At 43.1% G+C, this 22,865-nt stretch carries 19 protein-coding genes; 16 read left to right on the top strand and 3 right to left on the bottom strand.

Annotated features, from left to right (window positions below; all coding sequences use genetic code 11):
* The 12 genes from rsmH (at nt 1) to ftsZ (ending at nt 15,071) form a co-directional block, all read left to right on the top strand.
* Nucleotides 1–912 (top strand): 16S rRNA (cytosine(1402)-N(4))-methyltransferase RsmH, encoded by a 912-nt coding sequence (gene rsmH, locus SYJ56_RS12275; RefSeq protein WP_323834463.1) that lies wholly within the window; start codon nt 1–3, stop codon nt 910–912.
* The gene (locus tag SYJ56_RS12270; protein ID WP_323834462.1) at nt 909–1,292 is read left to right on the top strand and encodes an FtsL-like putative cell division protein; all 384 of its coding nucleotides are present in this window, start codon (nt 909–911) and stop codon (nt 1,290–1,292) included. Before rsmH ends, SYJ56_RS12270 begins: the two co-directional genes overlap by 4 nt.
* Entirely contained in the window at nt 1,289–3,397 is a 2,109-nt protein-coding gene (locus SYJ56_RS12265) for a penicillin-binding protein (RefSeq protein ID WP_323834461.1), read from the top strand. The genes SYJ56_RS12270 and SYJ56_RS12265 overlap by 4 nt, the downstream gene beginning before the upstream one ends.
* Nucleotides 3,398–4,861, top strand: a complete 1,464-nt coding sequence (locus SYJ56_RS12260; RefSeq protein WP_323834459.1) for a UDP-N-acetylmuramoyl-L-alanyl-D-glutamate--2,6-diaminopimelate ligase — start codon at nt 3,398–3,400, stop codon at nt 4,859–4,861. It begins immediately after the preceding gene.
* Nucleotide 4,862: 1 nt separating this feature from the next.
* Complete coding sequence (gene mraY, locus SYJ56_RS12255) at nt 4,863–6,074, top strand: phospho-N-acetylmuramoyl-pentapeptide-transferase (protein WP_323834457.1); 1,212 nt, start codon at nt 4,863–4,865, stop codon at nt 6,072–6,074.
* 94 nt (nt 6,075–6,168) lie between these two features.
* On the top strand, nt 6,169–7,521 hold the full coding sequence (gene murD, locus SYJ56_RS12250; RefSeq protein ID WP_323834455.1) for a UDP-N-acetylmuramoyl-L-alanine--D-glutamate ligase: 1,353 nt from the start codon (nt 6,169–6,171) through the stop codon (nt 7,519–7,521).
* Nucleotides 7,518–8,684, top strand: coding sequence for an FtsW/RodA/SpoVE family cell cycle protein (locus SYJ56_RS12245; RefSeq protein WP_323834453.1), 1,167 nt, complete (start codon nt 7,518–7,520; stop codon nt 8,682–8,684). The genes murD and SYJ56_RS12245 overlap by 4 nt, the downstream gene beginning before the upstream one ends.
* 29 nt (nt 8,685–8,713) lie before the next feature.
* On the top strand, nt 8,714–9,796 hold the full coding sequence (gene murG / locus SYJ56_RS12240) for an undecaprenyldiphospho-muramoylpentapeptide beta-N-acetylglucosaminyltransferase (RefSeq protein WP_323834452.1): 1,083 nt from the start codon (nt 8,714–8,716) through the stop codon (nt 9,794–9,796).
* Nucleotides 9,793–11,205, top strand: a complete 1,413-nt coding sequence (gene murC, locus SYJ56_RS12235; RefSeq protein WP_323834451.1) for a UDP-N-acetylmuramate--L-alanine ligase — start codon at nt 9,793–9,795, stop codon at nt 11,203–11,205. Before murG ends, murC begins: the two co-directional genes overlap by 4 nt.
* The gene (locus tag SYJ56_RS12230) at nt 11,202–11,960 is read left to right on the top strand and encodes a cell division protein FtsQ/DivIB (RefSeq protein WP_323834449.1); all 759 of its coding nucleotides are present in this window, start codon (nt 11,202–11,204) and stop codon (nt 11,958–11,960) included. The genes murC and SYJ56_RS12230 overlap by 4 nt, the downstream gene beginning before the upstream one ends.
* Nucleotides 11,961–11,970: 10 nt before the next feature.
* Nucleotides 11,971–13,281, top strand: coding sequence for a cell division protein FtsA (ftsA, locus tag SYJ56_RS12225; protein ID WP_323834447.1), 1,311 nt, complete (start codon nt 11,971–11,973; stop codon nt 13,279–13,281).
* A gap of 110 nt (nt 13,282–13,391) precedes the next feature.
* Nucleotides 13,392–15,071: a cell division protein FtsZ gene (gene ftsZ / locus SYJ56_RS12220; RefSeq protein ID WP_323834445.1), complete on the top strand. Its 1,680-nt coding sequence runs from the start codon at nt 13,392–13,394 to the stop codon at nt 15,069–15,071.
* A 3-nt stretch (nt 15,072–15,074) separates the two neighbouring features.
* On the opposite strand, the gene SYJ56_RS12215 is transcribed toward ftsZ, so the two are convergent.
* Nucleotides 15,075–15,599 (bottom strand): NADPH-dependent FMN reductase, encoded by a 525-nt coding sequence (locus SYJ56_RS12215; protein ID WP_323834443.1) that lies wholly within the window; start codon nt 15,597–15,599, stop codon nt 15,075–15,077.
* Between the two features lie 94 nt (nt 15,600–15,693).
* Between SYJ56_RS12215 and SYJ56_RS12210 the strand changes: the two genes are divergently transcribed.
* Together SYJ56_RS12210 and SYJ56_RS12205 are read left to right on the top strand one after the other, a co-directional pair.
* On the top strand, nt 15,694–16,515 hold the full coding sequence (locus SYJ56_RS12210; RefSeq protein WP_323834441.1) for a purine-nucleoside phosphorylase: 822 nt from the start codon (nt 15,694–15,696) through the stop codon (nt 16,513–16,515).
* A gap of 223 nt (nt 16,516–16,738) precedes the next feature.
* Nucleotides 16,739–17,251: a DMP19 family protein gene (locus tag SYJ56_RS12205; RefSeq protein WP_323834439.1), complete on the top strand. Its 513-nt coding sequence runs from the start codon at nt 16,739–16,741 to the stop codon at nt 17,249–17,251.
* Nucleotides 17,252–17,394: 143 nt separating this feature from the next.
* Here the strand turns inward: SYJ56_RS12205 and SYJ56_RS12200 are convergent, their stop codons facing one another.
* On the bottom strand, nt 17,395–18,954 hold the full coding sequence (locus tag SYJ56_RS12200; RefSeq protein ID WP_323834437.1) for an SDR family oxidoreductase: 1,560 nt from the start codon (nt 18,952–18,954) through the stop codon (nt 17,395–17,397).
* A gap of 302 nt (nt 18,955–19,256) precedes the next feature.
* Here SYJ56_RS12200 and SYJ56_RS12195 point away from each other — a divergent pair, with 302 nt between their 5' ends.
* Both SYJ56_RS12195 and SYJ56_RS12190 read left to right on the top strand, forming a co-directional pair.
* A complete protein-coding gene (locus SYJ56_RS12195) occupies nt 19,257–21,602 on the top strand; it encodes a TonB-dependent receptor (protein WP_323834435.1) in 2,346 nt (781 codons plus the stop codon).
* A 227-nt stretch (nt 21,603–21,829) separates the two neighbouring features.
* Entirely contained in the window at nt 21,830–22,327 is a 498-nt protein-coding gene (locus SYJ56_RS12190) for a hypothetical protein (RefSeq protein WP_323834433.1), read from the top strand.
* 120 nt (nt 22,328–22,447) lie between these two features.
* Here the strand turns inward: SYJ56_RS12190 and SYJ56_RS12185 are convergent, their stop codons facing one another.
* A complete protein-coding gene (locus SYJ56_RS12185) occupies nt 22,448–22,813 on the bottom strand; it encodes a tetratricopeptide repeat protein (RefSeq protein ID WP_323834432.1) in 366 nt (121 codons plus the stop codon).
* Between the last annotated feature and the right edge of the window lie 52 nt (nt 22,814–22,865).

Genomic DNA, 22,865 nt, shown 5'->3' with positions numbered 1-22,865 from the left:
ATGACGGAGTCTATTTACCATATCCCAGTGATGCTAGCCAAATGCACTGAAGGATTGTCCATTGATCCCAACGGGATTTATGTGGACCTGACTTTTGGTGGAGGCGGACATTCCCGGGAGATTCTGAAGCATTTAGATAAGGGGCATTTATACGCTTTTGATCAGGATGTGGATGCTGAGGCAAATATTCCGGCAGGCGATAACTTCACTTTTATCGCAGCCAATTTCAGGGATTTAAAAAAATACCTGAGGCTTCATGGGGTGAAGAAGGTGGATGGGATTTTGGCGGATTTGGGAATCTCGTCACATCAGATCGATGAGCCAAGCAGAGGTTTTTCCACCAGATTCAGTGGTAGTCTGGATATGAGGATGAATCAGTCAGCTGATATTTCTGCCAAAGAGGTATTGAATACATATGATGAAGGCAGGCTGCATAAGATTCTCGGTATGTATGGCGAAGTGAAAAACGCCAAGACTCTGGCACAGGCTATCGTCTCCGAAAGAGCTGGACAACCATTTGAGACTACGGAGGGATTCACATCCTTTTTAAAAAGATATGCTCCTCGGGGCAAAGACTTTAAATATTATGCTCAAGTCTTTCAGGCTTTGAGAATAGAAGTAAACGACGAGATGGGCGCATTGGAAGAAATGCTGATGGAAGCAGTCGATGTGCTTAAGCCTGAGGGCAGATTGGTAGTGATGAGCTATCACAGTTTGGAAGATCGATTAGTGAAAAATCTGATGATCAAAGGCAAATTCCAAGGTGAGGTAGAGAAGGATTTCTACGGGAATCTTATTCGGCCACTGGAGCCAATCAGCAGAGGAGCTGTGGTGGCAGACGCGGAAGAAATTGCATCTAATCCAAGAGCAAGAAGTGCAAAACTCAGAATAGCGAAGAAGACAAAAGCATGAGCAATAACACGTTCAGGAAGAAACTAAAGTCAGGTAACAAGCCGAAAGGCGGTCCTCGCAAATCCATATTCAGCTGGATGGAAGAGAAGCTGGATATCACCGGAATATTAGGTGAGGGAGTGCCTGTGCAATTAGTTCCACCGGTTGGATTCGTGGCCCTACTGGCCTTGATCTATATCTGGAGCAATCACCGCGCGGAAAACATGGTGCGCAAGATTGAAAAAGCACAGCAAGAAGTAGAAGATCTCCGTGCCGATGTCACTACACTGGAAGCAGAATATATGCTTAGCAGCATGCAGTCTGAGGTGGCTAAGCGAGTTGCTAAACAAGGAATATTTGAACTCAATCAACCACCGATAAAAATCGAAATAGAAAAGTGAATTTTAAGCGATCCATATTGCTCCGAGTGCGGGTGGTGTTCATCCTGATAGCGCTGTGCTCAGCAGCTATCCCGTACAAAGTCGCCAAACTTCAGATGGCGGATGGAGATGTATGGCGTGAAAAAGCCGAAACAATCAACTTCCAATACAGAGAAGTACCTGCTACACGAGGTAATATCTATGCAAGTGACGGAAGTTTGCTTGCGACAAGTTTACCTTTTTACAGGGTAGCTCTTGATCCGACTATCGCTAAGTCTGATAGCTACAAAGCCGGAATAGATTCATTGGCTAAAATGCTTTCCTCTTACTACAAAGATAAGTCGGCCGCATCATACAAGAGGATGATCAATGATGCCAGACTTGATAATAAGCGTTATCTGGTATTGAACAGAAAGCAAATCGGCTATCAAGGAATGCAGGAAATGTCAACCTGGCCGATTTTCAGAAATGGAAGATTAGGAGGTGGAGTGATCTTCGAGAAGGTGGAGAAAAGATATAGACCGTTTAATTCCCTTGCCAGCCGAACAGTTGGCTTTTTGAATGAGGATGATTACGGTGCTGGTATCGAGTACAGTTTCAATAACTACTTACAGGGTCAGGATGGTAAAGCGCTTTTTCAACGATTAGCTGGAGGAAGTTGGAAGCCGGTTTTTGATGCAGAAGATGTGAAGCCTGAAAATGGGTATGATGTCACCACTACGTTGGATGTCAATATCCAAGATGTTGCAGAAACTGCCTTACGACGTCAATTGACTGATAGGGATGCTGAATTTGGTGCAGTGATCGTGATGGAAGTTAAGACTGGACAGATCAAGGCAATCACCAATTTGCAGCGTAACAAAAGTGGCAATGGGTATGGTGAGAATTACAATTTTGCCATCGGAGACCAAGGGAATACAGAACCAGGATCTACTTTCAAACTGCTTTCAATGCTTGCGCTTTTGGAAGAAAATAAAGTCACGTTGGATGAGACAGTGGAGACTGGAAATGGTGCCCACAAATTCTATAATCAAGTGATGCGTGATGCTAAGAATGGTGGCTATGGCACCTTGACTATTCGTGAGGCATTTGAGAAATCCTCCAATGTTGGTATTTCCAAATTGGTCGATGAGCATTTCGGTTCTAGCCCTTCCAAATTCATGGCTTACATAGATAAGGTCGGGTTGAGAGAGCCTTTTGGTTTTCAGTTGATCGGTGAGGGCAAGCCTTTTTTCAAGAAACCAGGAGAGAAAGACTGGTACGGGACTTCATTGCCTTGGATTTCTATTGGTTATGAAGTAAAGCTAAATCCACTTCACACGCTTGCCTTATATAACGCTGTAGCAAACGGAGGGAAAATGATGAAGCCCTATATCGTCAAGTCAGTTTCCAAAGGGAATTTCATTGAAGAGCAATACGAGCCTGAAGTGGTGCGTAAGCAAATCGCATCTGAGAAAAATATTAAGCTTCTTCAAGGTCTTCTGGAGGGGGTAGTTGTACGTGGAACTGCTAGCAACATCGCCAATGCAGATTATAAAATTGCAGGTAAAACAGGTACTGCTCAGAAGCTCGTCAACGGGAAATATACTAGAAGTTATTACACAAGTTTCGCAGGCTACTTTCCAGCTGATCATCCGAAATATTCCATGGTCGTAGTGATTGACAGTCCCAAAGGCTTTGCTGCATATGGAGGCGACGTTTCTGCACCGGTTTTCAAGGAGATTGCAGACAAGATCTATGCTCTTGACATAGAGTTGAATCCTGACAATCAGCAAGAGATATTCAGAGCAGAGGCAGATGGGACACAATTACCATATGTAAAAGCCGGTAAAGCGGAAGAGTTACTGTGGATTTTTCAGGAGTTGGGATTGAAAGCCACTGCTGCCAATCCTGAAGAGTGGGTGAAGACTGTTTCTCATGAAACCAATGTAGAAATGAATGTCAATGATACGGATCAATCGCTTGTTCCGGATGTGTCGGGACTTCCGCTGAGAGATGCTCTTTTCATTCTGGAAAATAAAGGAATGAAGGTCAATTACTCAGGAAAAGGCCGAGTGAAAGTCCAGTCGATTTCTCCTGGAACAGCTTTAACACCAAATACAACTATAAATCTGGTATTAGGATAAATGAAAGTACTGAAAGACATATTATATAAAGTATCACTTACCTCAACTACAGGAGACATGGAGTTGGGGGTGAAAGATATTGTATTTGATAGTCGTCAGGTGACGGAGGGAAGTGCCTTTGTTGCAATCAAAGGGACTCAGGTAGATGGACACGAATTTATTGAAAAAGCCATTGGGCTAGGTGCTCAGAGTATCGTTTGCGAGCAATTGCCGGAAAAACTACTCGAAGGAGTGACCTATGTGGAAGTAGTGAACTCTGCTCGTGCGCTTGGCATCATGGCTAGCAATTACTTTGACAATCCATCTGAGACCATCAAAGTAGTAGCAATCACAGGAACGAATGGCAAGACGACCACCGCTACGCTTTTGCACCAGTTATTTATGCGAATGGGCTACAGCACTGGGTTACTTTCTACAGTAGAAAATAAGATCAATGAAACAGTAATTCATGCGACGCATACCACTCCAGATGCGGTGAGTGCGCAGGCATTGCTTCGCAAAATGGTAAAGGAAGGCTGTACGCATTGTTTTATGGAAGCTAGTTCACATGCGATTGTGCAGGAGAGAGTAGCGGGATTAAAACTAGCTGGAGCAGTTTTTACAAACATCAGCCACGACCATTTGGATTACCATGGCACATTTGACGAGTATATCAAGGCTAAGAAAAAGCTATTTGATGAGCTTCCAAAGGATGCTTTTGCGCTGGTAAACGGTGACGACAAACGAGGTATGGTAATGCTTCAGAACTGCAAAGCATCGCATCAGACATTTGCATTGAAATCCCCGGCTGACTTTAAGGCCAAAATAATTTCAAATACACTTGAAGGACTTGAGCTGGATATCAACGGGAAACTGATCTGGTTTAGAATGATCGGTGCATTCAATGCCTACAATCTCTTGGGGGTTTTGGGAGTTACCGTGCTGTTGGGTGAAGAGGAAGATGAGGTGCTACGAGAGCTCTCTGGAATCCGTGGAGCCAAAGGGCGTTTCGATAGAATTTCCATAGCTGGTGTTACTGCCATTGTCGATTATGCACATACGCCAGATGCTTTGGACAACGTCCTGAAAACAATAAATGGTGCAAGAACTGGAGGTGAGCAATTGATCACTGTAGTAGGATGTGGAGGAAATCGCGATAAGACAAAGCGGCCAGTAATGGCAAAAATTGCAGTACAGGAAAGCGATAAAGCCATTTTGACCTCTGACAATCCGCGCTTTGAGGAGCCAGAAGAAATACTGAAAGACATGCAGGCTGGTGTAGGCCCGTCTGAAATCAGAAAAACATTAACCATTGTGGATCGCAGAGAAGCCATTAAGACGGCTTGCATGCTTTCGCAAAAAGGAGATATCATCCTTATCGCCGGCAAAGGCCATGAGGATTATCAGGAAATAAAAGGAGTGAAACATCATTTCGATGACACAGAAGTAGTAACCGAGTTTTTACAACAATTGACGCAAGACTGAGATGTTATATCCGATTTTTGATTATTTGGACAGAGTGCTGGATATCCCAGGAACTGGGGTATTTAGATATATCTCGTTCCGTGCGGGAATGGCAGCGCTTTTTTCATTGGTCATTACCATCACTTTTGGTCATAAAATTATCGCTTGGATTAGAAATAAGCAGATCGGAGAACCGGTAAGAGATCTTGGCCTTGAAGGACAAAAGGAGAAAAAAGGCACACCTACCATGGGTGGCTTGATGATCATGGCTGCGATTCTGATCCCGACTTTGCTGTTCGCAGATCTGAACAACATCTACATCATACTTTTGCTGATTACCACCGTTTGGCTGGGTACTATTGGTTTTATAGATGATTACATCAAAGTATTCCAGAAAAACAAGGAAGGTCTTGCGGGTAAATTTAAAATCATCGGTCAGATCGGTATAGGTATTATCGTGGGTTCTACACTTTATTTCCATGAGAGCGTAGTCATCCGTGAATTCACCAACCCGGTATCCATAGAGGAAGGCGTGGTAGAAACTCCGACTTACAGAGATGTGAAAGTGGCTAAAACCACCATTCCTTTCACCAAAAACAATGAATTGAATTACGAGACAATGCTTGGCTTTATGGGTGAAGCGATGACTCCCATCCTGTACATTTTTGTGGTGACGTTCATTATCACAGCTGTCTCTAACGGGGCAAATATCACAGATGGAATAGATGGTCTGGCGGCAGGAACTTCAGCCATTATCGGATTGACCATTGCGATTTTCGCCTACCTCAGCGGTAATGCAATTTTCTCTTCCTACCTCAATATCATGTACATCCCCAACTCGGGAGAGTTGGTGATTTTCGCTTCGGCATTTATCGGGGCTTGTGTAGGATTTCTTTGGTACAACGCTTATCCAGCCCAGGTTTTCATGGGAGATACCGGCAGCTTGATGCTGGGTGGAGTGATCGCTGTTTTGGCTTTGACGCTTCGCAAAGAATTACTTATTCCAGTTATGTGTGGGGTGTTTGTAGTCGAAAATGTCAGCGTAATGCTCCAGGTGGGCTATTTCAAATACACTAGAAAAAAATACGGTGAAGGCAGGAGAATATTTCTGATGTCTCCACTACATCATCATTACCAAATGAAAAATATCCCTGAAGCCAAGATCGTAACTCGATTCTGGATTATGGGGATTTTGTTGGCAGTAATCACTTTGGCAACACTAAAACTTAGATAATAGAAATGAAATCGAGCTATAGCATATCGTCACAAGAGGAAGTGATTATTAAAAGCGAGATTCCATATGACCATTAAAAAGCAATTATAAACAGATGAAACAATTAGCCATTCTGGGTGCGGGAGAAAGCGGATTGGGTGCAGCGATGCTCGCCAGACAGAAGGGCTATGCGGTTTTTGTTTCTGATTCAGGGAAGATTTCTGTAGCTAGAAAAGCTGAAATGGAGCATTTAGAGATTCCATTTGAAGAAGGAAAACATTCAGAGGAAAAAATCCTAAATGCTGACCTGATCATCAAAAGTCCAGGAATACCAACCAAGGTAGAGATCGTTCAAAAGGCTTTGCAAGCTAAGATTCCTGTGATAGATGAGTTGGAATTTGCAAGCAAATATAGTAAAGGGAAGATCATCGCGATCACCGGAACTAATGGTAAGACTACTACAACATTGCTGACATATCACTTGATGAAAGAGGCAGGAATGGATGTAGGATTGGCTGGGAATGTTGGCAAAAGCTGGGCCGCTCAATTGTTAGAAAGTGACCACGAGTGGTGGGTGATTGAGTGCAGTAGCTTTCAGATTGATGGGTTTGTGAGCTTAAGGCCTTCTGTCGCCATTCTTACGAATATCACTCCAGATCACTTAGATCGATACGATTATCAGATTGATAAATACATCGATTCTAAGTTTGCAGTTTTCAAAAATATGCAACCAACTGATCTGGCAATCCTATTTGCGGAAGATGTCTTGATATTGGAAGGATTAAAAAACAGAACTATTTCCCCGACTCAATATTGGATTTCCCTAGAAACAGCCCAGAACAAAGGAGGGTATTTCAACGGATCATCTCTTGAAATCAATGTAGGTGATAAATCTTCCAATATTCCGCTGTCTTCTCTTTCTATCAAAGGGAAGCATAACATTTTAAATGCCCTTTTTGCTGGAACTGCGGCAGTGATCGGCGGAATAGATGAGCAGGTGATGAAAGCTGGATTTCAGACGTTCAAAAATGCCCCTCACCGAATGGAGTTCATCCGAGAGGTAGATGGAGTTCAGTTTATCAATGACAGCAAGGGTACAAATGTAGAAGCGACAGCTTATGCTTTGGCTAGTTATGAGAATCCATTGATTTGGATCGCAGGTGGTGTAGACAAAGGAAATAACTACGCTGTCCTTTTACCGATGGCGAATGAGAAAGTGAAGTCTTTGATTTGCCTTGGAAAAGACAATGAGAAATTGAAAACGGCTTTTGAGTCGGCGGTACCGGATATCCGTGAGACGCAAGATATTTCAGAAGCGGTCAAGTGGGGGCAAATACTTGGAGAAGCGGGAGACATAGTTTTGCTATCACCAGCCTGTGCAAGCTTCGACTTGTTTAATAATTATGAAGATCGCGGTAAGCAATTCCGTGAGGCAGTAGAGAACCTTAAACCGAAAACCATCGCATGAGTGAGTTTAAAGCATGGATAGATAGGAATTTCAAAGGCGACCCAATTATCTGGGGTATTGTCATCCTATTGTCTCTTTTCAGTATTCTGGTAGTGTATTCTGCCACGGGTTCTTTGGCTTACAAATATGCTGGTGGAAACACCGAGATCTACTTGATTAGACATTCTACGTTGATTTTTGTGTCACTGGTGGTCATGTGGCTTGCGCATAAAATACCGTACAGAAAGTATGCAGTCTATGCTCGATTGGGAGTGATTATTTCCATTCCGCTCTTGCTGGTTACGTACTTGTTTGGCTCCAATATCAATGAGGCCAATCGCTGGATCACGATTCCTGTTATCAACCAGGCTTTTCAGCCTTCAGATTTGGCAAAACTAGCCTTGATTGCATCGATTGCAGGAATGCTAGCAAAACGTCAAAATAACATTAAAGACTTTAAGAGCACGTTTGTGCCGATCATTATTGCTATAGGTCTGATCTGTGGCTTGATCGCTATGGCAAATTTCTCTACAGCAATTCTACTCTTGATTACTTGTCTTCTGATCATGTTCATCGGGCGAGTGCCAGTCAAATATTTGGCGATGGTATTAATGGTAGGAGCTTTAGGATTGACTGCAGCAGGATTCATAGGGCAAAGAGGTGCTACGCTTGTATCACGGGTGGAGGACTTCATGAATAAGGATGAAATACCTTTTCAAGCTGAGCAATCTTATATCGCGATTGCAACAGGCGGAATCGGAGGAAAAGGACCAGGAAATAGTGAGCAGAGAAACTCACTTCCGCACCCTTATTCAGATTTTATCTACGCCATTATCATCGAAGAGTATGGACTCATTGGTGGCTTCTCTGTGCTATTCCTATATCTCGCGCTCCTTTACAGAGGCATGCGGATCGTAGCGAATTCAAACAAAGCATTTGGAGGATTGCTATCTGCGGGATTGAGTTTCGCATTGGTGATCCAAGCATTAGTAAATATGGCCGTCGCAGTTGGCTTAGGCCCAATTACCGGCTTGCCACTACCGCTTTTGAGCATGGGTGGGACATCCTTGGTATTTACAGGAATATCCTTGGGAATTATTCTCTCGGTAAGTCGTGGTGATCATCAGGATGAATCGCAGACAAGCACTGCATTTGGAAATAGAACGAGACTTAAAGCAGCATAATTATTAACGCACAGCGCACATATCGCATTTTGATCAGTGGTGGAGGTACCGGAGGGCATATCTATCCGGCTATAGCTATTGCCAATGCCTGGAAGGAAAAACATCCTGCCAGTGAGATCTTATTTGTGGGTGCTTTGGGCAAAATGGAAATGCAGAAAGTCCCTGAAGCAGGATATAAAATCAAAGGCCTTCCAGTAGCCGGTTTGCAAAGAAGCTTGTCTCTTGAAAACCTCAAGTTTCCTTTCAAATTGTTGAAAAGCCTTACTCAAGCATCTCAAATCATCAGCGAGTTCAATCCTGATGCAGTAGTAGGAGTAGGCGGATATGCAAGTGGACCAGTGCTGTATGCTGCGCAAAGAAAAGGCATTCCTACACTGGTGCAGGAGCAAAACTCCTATGCTGGTTTGACTAATAAAATTCTGGCAAAAAGAGCCAAAAAGATTTGCGTTGCCTACCCAGAGATGGATCGCTTCTTCCCAGCTGATAGAATCGCCTATACAGGCAATCCTGTTCGAAAGGATATTCTTGATTTATCGGGAAAAAGAGAAAAGGCACTTTCGCATTTCAGCCTGGATCCAGCTAAGAAAACGCTCTTGGTATTGGGTGGATCTCTTGGAGCCAGAACGCTCAATCAAGCTGTGCTGAAGGATATGCAAAGACTGGATGCTGAGGGTTATCAGGTGCTTTGGCAGTGTGGTAAGTTTTATTTCCAAGAAATGAAATCCAAGCTGGCCGATTCAGGTCTGGCGTCTATTCACCTGAATGAATTTATCCGGGAAATGGATTTGGCGTACGCTGCTGCTGATGTGATTGTGTCCAGAGCAGGAGCATTGTCAGTTTCAGAACTTTCGCTAGTTGGAAAGCCGGTGATTTTCATCCCGTCTCCCAATGTGGCTGAAGACCATCAGACCAAAAATGCCATGGCCTATGTGAGTCATGATGCTGCCTTGCTGCTGAAAGACTCGGAGGCAGTTGGCGCTTTAGAACAAAAAGTAAATGAGCTAATGAAGGACAGAAGCCTGTCTGAGAAATTAGGAAGAAATATAAAGAATCTAGCTAAGCCGTATGCGGCAAATGCTATAGTTGAAGAAGTAGAACAATTGATTGCATGAGTTTAGAAGGAATAAATAGCGTCCATTTGCTCGGTATCGGAGGTATAGGCATGAGTGCCTTGGCCCGATGGTTCCGTCATGAAGGATTTGCTGTGTCTGGCTATGACCGCACACCTTCGTCGCTTACGGATGAATTGATAGCTGAAGGTATGCAGATTTCTTTTGATGATAAACTGGACACTATTCCGAAAGAGATCATGGATAGTCCTGAAAAGTCTTTGGTCATCTGGACTCCGGCAATGCCAAAGGAGAGCGCTCAGCTGAATTTCTTTAGGAATAATGGCTTCCAACTTAAGAAGAGATCGGAAGTGCTGGGGATGGTGACGAGCGCTTATTACACCATCGCAGTGGCTGGAACTCATGGTAAGACTACCACTTCTTCTATGATTGCCCACATGCTGAAATCGGCAGGAAAGCCTGTGGTTGCATTTCTAGGTGGGATCACCCAGAACTATCAGAGCAATCTGATTTTGGGGGATAAAAAATCAAAGCAGCCACCATTGGTTGTGGTAGAAGCTGATGAGTTTGATCGCTCTTTTCTCAGACTTCATCCTAATGAGATAGTGCTCACAAGTTCAGATCCTGATCATTTAGATGTCTATGGGGATGAGCAGCACATCTTGGATGGATTCCTGGAATTTGTCAGTCTAGTAGATAGAAAAGGAAGATTATATATACAGCAGCGTGCTGCGCAAAAGCTTGGAGAAGGTAAGCTTCCAAAGGTTGCCACTCGAGAATATGGATTGAGATCCTCTGGGATTCATGCCGAGAATATTCAGGCAAGACCGAGATCATTTGTCTTTGATTACTTGGATGGCAAAAATAAGATCAAGGGTCTGGAGTTATTTATCCCAGGTTTTCACAATGTGGAAAATGCGTTGGCTGCAATTGCTATTGCATTGGATCACCAGATTTCAGTGGAGCAGATCAGAAGGGGAATTAGCTCTTTCAAAGGAGTAAAAAGAAGATTTGAAATTCATGTGAATGAAGGAAATCAGGTCTTCATCGACGACTATGCGCATCATCCAGAGGAGATTAGAGCATGCCTGAGTTCGGTGAGAGCAATGTTTCCGAGGAAGAAGTTGACGGTGATCTTCCAGCCGCATTTGTTCTCACGAACTAGGGATTTTGCCGAAGGCTTCTCAGAAAGTCTGTCGCTGGCAGATTCGGTGATTTTGCTGGATATCTATCCTGCTAGAGAGCTTCCTATCGAGGGAGTGACTGCTGCTATGCTTTTGAAAGGAATCAATACAAGTCACAAGGAATTGGTGGCAAAAGAGGATTTAATAGGTCATTTGGATCAGGCTTCACCTGAGGTTTTGGTGACACTAGGTGCTGGTGATATAGATCGATTGGTGCCAGTGATAGCTGCCTGGATGAAAGAAGGACTTAATCGATACGCATTATGAAGAAAGCAAATCTAAAGAAAATGCTCGCTTTTGTAGTGCTCAGTCTGGTGCTGGTTGGCTTTATAGGCTTTGTGGAAAAGCAGACTAAGTATAAGACTTTCCAAGGAACTGAAATAAATATCGAAGGAGTGAGTGGAGTCTATTTCGTAGAGGATGCAGAAATCACAAAAATCCTGAATGAGGCATTCCCTGAATTGAAGCCAGGATTGATGCTTGCGGAAGTTCCGATGAAAGAGATTGAAGCAAGGCTGCTAGGACATCCTTTTGTAAGAACAGCGGAAGCAATGCTGGGGCAAAAAGGTATTCTGAATTTGAGTATCAGCCAGCATCAGCCAATCGCAAGAATTGCGCAGCCAATGGCAGCGGATGGATACATCACTACCGAAGGCAAAGTGATTCCTACTTCGACTTCATACACCAGTCGTGTGTTGATTTTGGAAGGAGATTATGCCGAAATGCTCATGGATAAGGGAGATATCATCGCTGATATGCCTGAGTTGATGGACTTGATCACATTCATCACTGAAGATGAATTTTGGAATGCGCAGATCACCGAAGTGGAAGTGAATTCCAAGGATAATATCCGTCTTTTTCAGCAAGTAGGAAGACAGGTTATCGAGTTTGGAGATGCTCAAGACATCGAAAATAAGTTTGACCGAATAGGGGTCTTTTATAAGGAAATATTGCCTCGCAAGGGCTGGAATGCTTACGACCGGGTAAGTGTAAAGTTTAAGGATCAAATCGTCTGTGAATAATAGCTTGGATATGGAAAATAAAGAATTAATAGTAGGACTGGACATTGGGACAACCAAGATCTGCGTCATTGTGGGCCGCAAAAATGAGTATGGCAAACTCGAGGTGCTGGGCATGGGCAAAGCTGTTTCTGACGGAGTTGATCGTGGCGTCGTGACCAATATTGACAAGACTGTCCATGCTATAGAAAAGGCTGTAGAGGAAGCTTCAGAAATGGCGAATGTAGACATTGTGGATGTCATTGTAGGAATTGCAGGTCAGCATATCCAAAGCAAGATTCAAAGTGGTAGCATCATGCGTCATCCGACTGATGATGAGATCACAGTAGAAGACGTAAGGAGGCTTTCCAGCGAAATGGAAAACATCCTGATTCCTCCTGGAAATACAATTATTCACGTGATGCCTCAGGATTACACGGTGGATTACGAAGGTGGTATCAAAGATCCTGTAGGGATGTCAGGTACACGTCTGGAAGCTGATTTTCATATCATCACCGCCCAGACTACCGCTATCAACAATATCAACAGATGTGTTCGCCGCGCAGATTTAGTTTCCAAGCAATTGATTCTGGAGCCATTGGCGAGTTCTCTTTCTGTATTGAGTGATGATGAAAAAGAAGCAGGTGTTTGCCTGATAGATATAGGTGGCGGTACCACAGACATCGCCATTTTCTACGAGAACATTATCCGTCATACAGCAGTGATTCCTTTGGGTGGGAATATCATCACCAAGGACATCAAAGAAGGCTGTATGGTGATGCAAAACCAAGCAGAACTCCTGAAAACAAAATTTGGAAAAGCCATCACAGAAGAAGCCAATCCTAATGAGATCGTGTCGATTCCAGGCTTGAGAAATAGAGCTCCAAAGGAAATTTCCATCCGAAACCTGGCTTCTATCATTCAGGCAAGAATGGAAGAGATCATTGAGATCGTGCAGAACGAGATTATGCAAAGTGGGCATTACAAAAAACTGGCAGGCGGTATCGTCCTTACAGGTGGTGGCTCTCAGCTGCAATTTATCAGTCAGTTATTCGAATACATGACTGGCCTTGATACCAGAATAGGCTATCCAAACGAGCACTTGGGTAAGTCAGTAATTGAGGAAGTGAAGAGTCCAATGTACGCTACATCAGTAGGTTTGGTACTTGCGGGTTTCAAAGCACTTGATGACAGAGATCAGGGGTATGCCAAGCGCACTGCCAATGGGAAATCGGTAAGAAACCCAAAATCAATGGACATCAGGCCAAAAGACATTTTCGATAAAATCGCGGGAAGACTGAAAGGGATTCTCAGTGATGATATCGGCGACGATATTAACTACTAGGGCTTATGATTGGGGGAGATTGCTGGCTTTGCTGCCAATTTCCCCATTTAAAAATCCACTAAGAACGACCATAGAAAATTTCACCAATAAATATAAATATGTCAGATAACATGAAAGATTACAGATTTGATTTACACAAAAACCCGAAGTCGATTATAAAAGTGATCGGCGTAGGTGGAGGCGGTTCTAATGCCGTAAACCACATGTTTGGTCTAGGAATTAAGGACGTAGAGTTTGTGGTAGTCAATACCGATGCTCAAGCACTTAAGTCTAGCCCGGTTCCTCTTAGGTTGCAACTCGGCGCTAACTTGACCGAAGGTCTTGGTGCTGGTGCAAATCCTGAACAAGGAAGAAATGCAGCCATAGAATCAGAGGATGAGATCCGTGAGCTATTGGCTGACAATACCAAAATGGTATTTATTACAGCTGGAATGGGTGGAGGTACCGGTACCGGTGCAGCCCCTGTGGTAGCCAGAATAGCGAAAGAACTTAATATCCTGACAGTGGGTATTGTGACCGCGCCATTCATGTTCGAAGGAAAGAAAAAAATGAATGTTGCTCAGGCTGGTATCGAAGCGCTACGTGAGAATTGCGATACTGTATTGGTTATTTTGAATGACAAATTGAGAGAGATCTATGGCAATCTTGCCATCAGAACTGCTTTCAGCAAAGCGGACGATATTCTATCTACCGCTGCTAGATCCATCGCTGAGATCATCACTGTTCATCAGGATGTCAACGTGGATTTTGAAGATGTGAAGACAGTAATGAAAGACGCCGGTGCAGCTGTAATGGGTTCTTCCACTGAGGAAGGCGAAGGACGTGCAATCCGTGCTGCAGGTGCTGCTATCTCTTCTCCATTATTGAACAACGTAGATATCAAAGGAGCTGAGAAGATCTTGCTATCCATCATGTCTGGCGAAGACGAAGAATTGTCAATGGACGAATTGAGCGAAATCACTGAGTACATCCAAGAAAAAGCCGGTGATAATGCTGAGGTTATTTTCGGTCAGGGTATAGATCCGGAATTGGGCAAAGCTATCCGTGTAACGGTGATTGCGACAGGTTTTGAAATGGACAGGTTACAAGGAACTAGCAAGAAAATGGAAGCTCCAAAAGCTGTAGCAATTCCTACGCCTGCTCCAGTTGCTAGCTCTCCAGTGCAAGAAGTAGAAGAAGAAAAGACAGTGATCAATTTGGACTCAGGGAAATCTGAGAAAGTAAAAGAAGAGCCAGTTGCTAACGGATCTACTTTTGTGTTCTCAATGCCAAAAACGCCAGCACCTACTCCTGCTCCAGAAGTGAAGCCAGTTGCTGAAACTCCAAAGATTGAAGAGCGAATCGAAGAGGCTAAGCCAGCTCCAAAGAAAGAAAGCCTATTCTCTTTCATAAAGCCTAAGGAAGAAGTGAAAGCTGAAGCGCCGAAGCCTGCACAGGAAAAAATCGTGCACGATCTTTTCGAAGAAGAAGACGAAAAGAAAACTGTAGAAGAGCCTAAGAAAGAAGAAGAGCCAGCTGCTCCAGCTTTTGCAAATGATTACTATGAGCAAATGAAGCAGAAGGCGATTCAGAGAGCGCATGAGCGTTTCGAGAAGCTAAAAGGCAACCGTGCTTTCAATCCTACTCCGGAAGAATTGAAGGAGAAAATGGAAGTGCCTGCTTATCAGCGTAAGAATGTTGTATTGAATGAACCTCAGCATAGTTCCGAGCCAAGCATCAGCAAGTATAACTTGAGCGATGACAATGAGATTCTAGGAAACAATAGATTCCTGCACGATAATGTGGACTAAGTCCTAAAAATCAAGCAGCATGTCTGCCTGGGTTTGCAGCAAGTCCAAGTACAGCCTGTTGGTGAGCAGGTTATCTGACATATTTTGCTCTATTTTAGCCAGTTTTGGCTGGAGAGCAAGGACATGCATTCCCAGATAATGGAAGATGTCGGTAAGGTGGCTCATTGCGATGCCACCGCCGCCTATTCCAGATGAAATACCCACCAAAGCACATTTTTTATTCCTAAACGTATTAGGATAGGTCATCCCGTCGATAAAGGTTTTTAGGATTCCCGGGAAAGAGCCGTTGTACTCAGGCACAATGAAAACAAACTTTTTCCCACCCACTAATTGATCGTGAAACTCATTATACAATTCATGCTTCCCATTATTTTCATACAAAGCATTATCTATAAAATCACTGGGTAAGTTTTCCAATTCAAGGATTTCGGATTCCTCGCCTTTTTCTTTGAGAATACCCTGATAAAGCTCAGCGATGGTTTTTGAAACAGAATTCTTGCGGTTGGTTCCTACGATTATCTTGATCATTTTCTGGTTTTTCTGAAAGGAATACATTCTTGCTTGGGCAAAAGTTCGAAGCTGGGAGGTAATTTATATATTTAGGGCTGGCAAATTACTACTTATGAACTACCTAAATCAAATCTCAGAAGCAGCTTCTTTTATTCGTTCACAATATACCAGTGAAGTATCAACCGCGATCATTCTCGGCACAGGACTGGGACATTTGGGTGATCAAATCACCGTTGAAAAAGAAATTGACTATGCTGACATTCCTTACTTTCCGCTATCTACCGTAGAAAGTCATTCCGGGAAATTGGTTTTTGGCGAGCTATCGGGCAAAAAGGTCATGGCTATGAAGGGACGCTTTCATTATTACGAAGGCTATTCTATGCAGGAGGTTACTTTTCCAGTTCGTGTGATGAAGAAGCTTGGAGTGAAAACGCTGCTTGTCTCAAATGCCAGTGGAGGTCTCAATCCAGATCAGGAAGTTGGGGATGTGATGTTGATCCGTGATCAGATCGATTTATTTCCAGAGAGCCCACTTCGTGGAAAGCATTACGAGGAATTTGGTCCAAGATTCCCGGATATGAGCGATGCATATTCAGCAGATTTGATAGCCATTGCGCTAGGATTTGCGACAGCAAATAATTTCAGGGTTCACACAGGTGTCTATGCTGGAGTACAAGGTCCAAATCTGGAAACTCCCGCAGAATACAAGTATCTACGGGTATTAGGAGCGGATGCTGTGGGAATGAGTACAGTGCCTGAAGTGATCGTGGCCAGACAAATGGCAATCGAGGTTTTTGGTGTTTCTGCGATTACCGACTTAGGGGTAGAAGGCAAAATTCAGCCAGTAACCATAGCCGCAGTGCTTGAAGCCGCTGCTAAGGCTGAGCCCATGATGGCTGAGATCATCAAAGAATTGGTGAGACAGATGGATTGAGTAATACCGTAGAGGTTGTCCTGCTTCTCCAGAAGCTGGACTGATAGAGACTGCTTCGTCGTCGTACCTCCTTATACAGAAGACGAATTCCAAAGGGTAAAAGATCATTAACTTACTCCCTGAACCTTTTATATCACTGCTTTTTACTGCGGTTTTGCCTTTCGATAACTTAGGAGCGAGTAAAATATTATGCTATGAGTAACTTCAAAACTGACAACAGACAATGAATATATTTAAAAAAATATTTGGTGCTTCTGAAAACTCGGACAACAAAAAACTTGACCTTGAAAAACTACTTTCATCAGACGACTTAAATAGAAGCATAATTGAAATAGACAACCATGTAAGTGAACTTTGCTCGTATGGAGAGGAAATGACTAAGTTGACGGAAGAACAGAAGCTTTTCTATTATAATCAATGCTTGGAGAGAGAAATCAATAATGGTGGATTTAACCAATATTTCTTCAATTCAAGCGGTGACTTTGCCCATCAGACAGTCCAATCGTTGAGGGTAATTGGAGCAAACACAACTGTTGATATTTTACAAAAAGCTATTGAGCAATTCCCCGACAGAAATGTTCCACAAGACAGAACTGAAAGGCATGAGATATTAGAACAAATTCAAGAAACGGCCGAGCCTATTTGGGAAGAGCTTGATCAAAAGTTTTTTGCTTACGAAGATGACTTGAACACATTAAACATGCAATTTGTAAGAAAAAATGAAGACAAATTTTAATAGGTAGAAATAGTCAGCTTAGAACATTGTGATAGCAGCAGTGGGTTCAGCACCCAATTTTTTAAAGTTAAACTAGATGCCAAAGGGCTATGCTAGCCTAAAGTTCTGAGTATTAAATCCACTAATGCTCATATATAAGATATTTACCAGCTGGTAGGCTTATAATCCTTCAAAAACTTCCCATTCCAGTGTTTTCCTGTATTGATTCCATCAAAGAGTGGATCCAGCACCCGGGCAGCCCCATCGACTATATCCAGCGGTGGTTGGAAGTCGTGCACTTCCTGCTTTCGCTTCGCCAGCTCTGCGGGATCTTCATCTGTCACCCAACCAGTATCCACGGCATTGGTGTAAATACCGAATTTGGGTAATTCAGCTGCGGAAGTCAGTGTCATCATATTCAGAGCTGCCTTGGCCATGTTAGTATGTGGATGTCGGGCTTCCTTGTGAAACTGATGAAATTTCCCCTCCATTGCCGAGACATTGATGATGTGCTTTTTGCCCGTATTATCCTTTTTCATGATGTTGACCAGTCGGTTGCAAAGCACAAAAGGAGCCACAGAATTTACCAATTGTACTTCCAGCATTTCGTTGGTGTGGATCTCACCAAGCTTAAGCCGCCAGCTGTTTGTTTTGCGCAAGTCCACTTGCTGAAGATCTGCGTCAAGTTTGCCGATTGGAAAAATCTCCTCCGAACTTAAAGAATCATCGATACTATAAGGGATTTGGGTAAGCTGAGCGGAAGAAGTCAATCCTATTCCGAGTTGCTTTCCATGCCAGGAAACAGGCAGATTTTTACTTTCGCCTTCGACAAATTCTTGACTCAGCGCGCGTATCTCTTGTAGGCAAGCATGATGATCGGAAAGCAATTTTTGCGAAGCTAAAGAAAGATCAGTCCATGATAAAGATTCATTTTCCATCAAATGCTGGTAAAATCCACTTGGTCTTCGAACTGTCTGTGCCGCATTGTTGATCAGCACATCCAAGCGGTCATATTGCTGCTCGATGTAATTGCAAAAAATCTCCACACTTGGAATATGTCTCAAGTCCAGTCCATGGATGTGAAGTCTATCTCCCCATTCACTGAAGTCAGGCTCTTTGGCATAGCGTAATGCAGAATCAACAGGAAATCTAGTCGTTGCAATCACCGTAGCTCCTGCACGAAGCATCATTAGCGTGATGTGGTAACCTATTTTCAGTCTCGAACCCGTGACCAAAGCCACTTGACCTTTCAGATCTGCCATCTGGAAACGTTTGGCATAATTGAAATCCCCACAACCCGTACACATGGTGTCGTAGAAATGATGCAGTCGGTCAAAGGATTCCTTGCAGACATAGCATTCCCGGGGAGATTCAAGTGGAGTTGCTTGATCGGCTTCCTTGCCAGTCAAAGCCAGCATGCTAGGAGCGATGAAAATTGATGCTTCCCGTGCAGAACGAATTCCTGTGGTCTTTCGGGCTAGAATGTCCTTTGCAATTACTTTCTTTCGGTGGATTTTTTTTGCCCACTTTTTTCGCTCCGCAAGTTCCTCTTTACTAGGACGGGAAAATTGACCAGCGGCCATCAGAAGGGCAAGCCTACTTTCCTTAGGAATGTCAAAAATCTGATCTGTGTCCTCATTCAAACCCTCCAGTACAGCAATGCATTGTGCGATTTGTTCAGGTGTGATTTTTACTGGGGTGACAGATGTGTTTTCCTTCTCCATGGTAGTGTGCTTACAAGGGCACAAAAGTAGAGATTTAAAAAATGGAAAGTGAATTTGGATTGTTGTTGGTTGGTGCCATAAAGTCGGAAATTGAAAGAGGGGGAATAAAAATGTTGTGTATACAAGAGAAATTCAGATTGCTTATACACTTGTACCTCGCTCATCGCAATGACGAACTTTTAAAAATTGCGCCGTTGCGCCTTCGCGGGAGGAATAAACTTTGCCGCCGCTCGAGAAATTTCGCATACCACTAAGGGTAAATCCCAACTCCCCTGTCATAGATCCAAACTAAACCTATTAAGATGAATTCGTTTACTAAAATTTTTGGGGTGATATTTTTCATGGCGATCAACACCCTGCAAGCACAGCAACTCACTCAGACGGTCCGTGGCAATGTGATCGACCAGATTACAAAGGCTCCTATGCCTGGCGCAACGGTGATGATTTTGGGTTCAGATCCAGTAATTGGAACTACCACAGATGTGGATGGGTATTTCAAACTCGCTGAATTACCCTTGGGCACTTACTCGCTTAAAGTAAGTTTTATGGGGTTTAAGGAAATTATTTTTCCCAACGTCCAATTGAACTCAGGTAAGGAAGTGGTTCTGACAATTCCTTTGGAGGAGGATATCACACAAATCGACGAATTTGTAGTGACTGCCACTGAAAAAGACCGGACTATTAACGATATGATTCAGGTCAGTGGAAGAACATTCTCCGTGGAGGAAGCTAGGAAATTTGCCGCTGCGGTAAATGATCCGGGAAGAATGGCAGCTTCTTTCTCTGGAGTCACCAGCACAGATGACGGTAACAATAACATCTCCATCCGGGGCAACAGTCCCAATGGCTTACTTTGGAGAATGGAGGGGATAGATATTCCAAATCCCAATCACTTTGTCAATCCCGGAACCTCTGGTGGTGGCGTATCCATCTTGAGTTCTCAGTTACTTGCCAATTCCGATTTCATAACAGGCGCCTTTCCAGCGGAGTATGGCAATGCGCTTTCGGGTGTGTTTGACCTGAATCTTCGAAAAGGGAATAATGAAAACCAGGAATTTACACTTCAGGCAGGTTTTTTAGGTTTGGACTTGGCTGCTGAGGGTCCTATTGCGAAAGGCTACAAGGGTTCCTATCTGATCAACTACCGTTATTCTACGCTTTCTTTGCTATCAAACATCGGTCTTCCGCTTGGTGACTTTGTGACCAATTTTCAGGATTTGTCCTTTAATATCTATTTGCCAACTGGTGCGAAAAGTAACATTACCCTATTTGGCTTCGGTGGGCTGAGTGATCAGAAGGGAGATGCGCAAAAGGATTCGCTGGAATGGGAATCTGAGGGCGATCGCTACGGAAGCAATTTCTTTTCCAATACGGGTGCGGTGGGAATCAAGCATTCATTTATATTGAACCAAGCGAATTTCCTTCAAACTACTGTGCTGGCTTCAGGAAATGCCTTGGGTACTACAGAATCCAGACTGGATGACAACTTGCAGTCTCAGGATCGTTTTTATGAAAATTACAGCAATTCTAAGGTCACATTAAGTTCTGTTTTGAATACCAAGTTTTCCGCCAAAGCGAGTTTGAGAAGTGGGTTTTATGTTAATCAATTGTATTACAACCTACGCGAGGACGACTTTGAGGAAGCTGCACAAAGCTTGGAAACCAACATCAATTCTAAAGGAAATACACAGAGTATTCAGGCTTTTACCCAACTTAATTACCGTGCCAGCGAGAGACTGACGTTGAATGTCGGGCTGCATTACCTACAGCTTTTGCTGAACAACTCTAACTCGATAGAGCCAAGACTCAGTGCTTCTTATGCGCTGGATGAAAAGCAGCGTGTGAGTTTCGGATATGGATTGCATAGTCAGGTGCAGCCGCTGGGAACATATTTTGCCGAGCAAGAATTGAATGGGCAGATTATCCTTCCAAATAAAGATCTTGGGCTGAGCAAATCGCATCATTTTGTGCTAGGCTACGATCGCTCGCTGACTCCCTATCTGCGAATGAAAGTGGAGACTTATTATCAGCATCTGTTCGATATTCCGATCAAAAGCGGCGCGGATGAAACTTACTCCATCATCAATCAGCAATGGACTTTTGCTACTGATCCGCTGGTGAATGAGGGTTTTGGAAGAAACTATGGAGTGGAGCTTACGCTGGAGCAGTTTACGCACAATGACCTGTACTTTCTGCTTTCCACTTCTCTCTACAATTCCAAGTATAAAACCAACGAGAATGTCTGGAGAAATACGGCCTATAATAGCAATTTCAATGTGACGCTGACTGCCGGCAAAGAATACAAACTGAAAAAAGAGCGATTGCTCGGACTGAATGTCCGCGCTATCTACACAGGTGGGCTTCGCACCACACCGATCAATCTGGGGGAATCCATAGAAAAAGGGGAGGGAGTGTATGATGAGAACCTGGCCTATACAGCTCAGAATCCAGCCTATTTCCGTACAGATCTTCGCTTCAGTCTAAAGAAAAATAAACCCAAGTCTACCCGCACTTGGGCACTGGATATCCAGAATGCGACCAACCGACAAAATGTCTACGGCAGCTACTTCGAGCCTATGGACGGAGAGATTAAAACCTCATATCAAACTCCATTGATTCCTATTCTTAGTTACCGTGTAGAATTCTAAAAAGCTAAACCGAAGTTCGAAAGAGCTTCGGTTTTTTTAGCTTTTTGACTATCAAAAGACTTGTTTTGAGTGGTAATGATATAGTTATAAAAAAACCAAAATTTAAATCAATCAGCACTATTAATATCGTTTCAAAATGTAGTAATTTTGGGCTGTAATAGGTGTTAAAAACGGTTTGTGTATTCAATAACCTTTTTTTACCAAGAAGAAAAGTCCGATACTTTACTATGAAAACTCTTAAAACTGCACTTCTCGTAAGTGTTTTTCTTTTTAGCTTCTTTGCATGCAACTCTGATGATGAGGGCTCTTTCCAAATTAAGTACTCTTCAGAGGATTTGGTAAAACTAACTGGTGAAGATTTCAAACACTGGGGAATTCAGGCTTATTATGCTAATTACAATCAAAAGATCCTTCACGATAAAAGTACCTGTTACACTGATGATATTTTTGTTTTCCAGAACGGCTCCAATGAAATAATGGTCATCCCAGGAGAAGTAAGCTGTAATCTAGGTGAACCTGAGGATGAGATTACGACAGCTTCTTACGAATTTTATGAGGAGGATGGTTTGATCTTTATATCGATTAGCAAGGCAGTTTCCGTTAACGATGTCATTAAAAACACCTTTTTCTCATTGCAATTGGTAGAGCTTACAGATACTCAGATGATTTTTGCCAGTGGGGAAAAAGGGGATTACAAGGTCGCGATAGTTTTTGTCGCTGTTTAGAACTTGGTTATATGTAGTCTTTGGAAACTTCCGTATTAGGTCATCCATTTTCTCTGTCTACCAACAAGCAGTCTAGCTCTTAGGCAAACTTTGATCCTGGTGTGATTGAGGGAAAGTGATTTATTTCCCCATCTCAGATAGCATTGCCTCTCCTTTGATAAGATTCTTTTTGAAGAGTTCAAAATCACGGTGCCGAGGTTGTGCTCCCAGTGCCACAGCTTTTTGAAAAAGGGGAACTGCTTCCTCTACTCTTCCTAGCGCCATCAAGCCATCACCCATGGAGTCATAGACGTTGGCAGAATTTGGATGATTTTCAAGATTGCTTTTGAAAAGAGACAAGGCATGCTTGTACTTATCAAAGCGCATAAGACTATATCCTAGCATGTTAAAATCGTACTCAGTCAGTAATGAAGCTGGAATATAGGTATAAGACCGTTGCAAAAGAATTGTCTTGAAAAACTTCAGGGATTTTTCGTCTTTTTTCACTCCATTTTTTGTTTTTAGATTGGAAAAAATCAATCATATCCTTTTAAGAGGC

Source organism: Algoriphagus aurantiacus, assembly GCF_035156405.1.
Classification (GTDB): domain Bacteria; phylum Bacteroidota; class Bacteroidia; order Cytophagales; family Cyclobacteriaceae; genus Algoriphagus; species Algoriphagus aurantiacus.
This window is presented reverse-complemented; position numbering and strand designations above follow the sequence as displayed.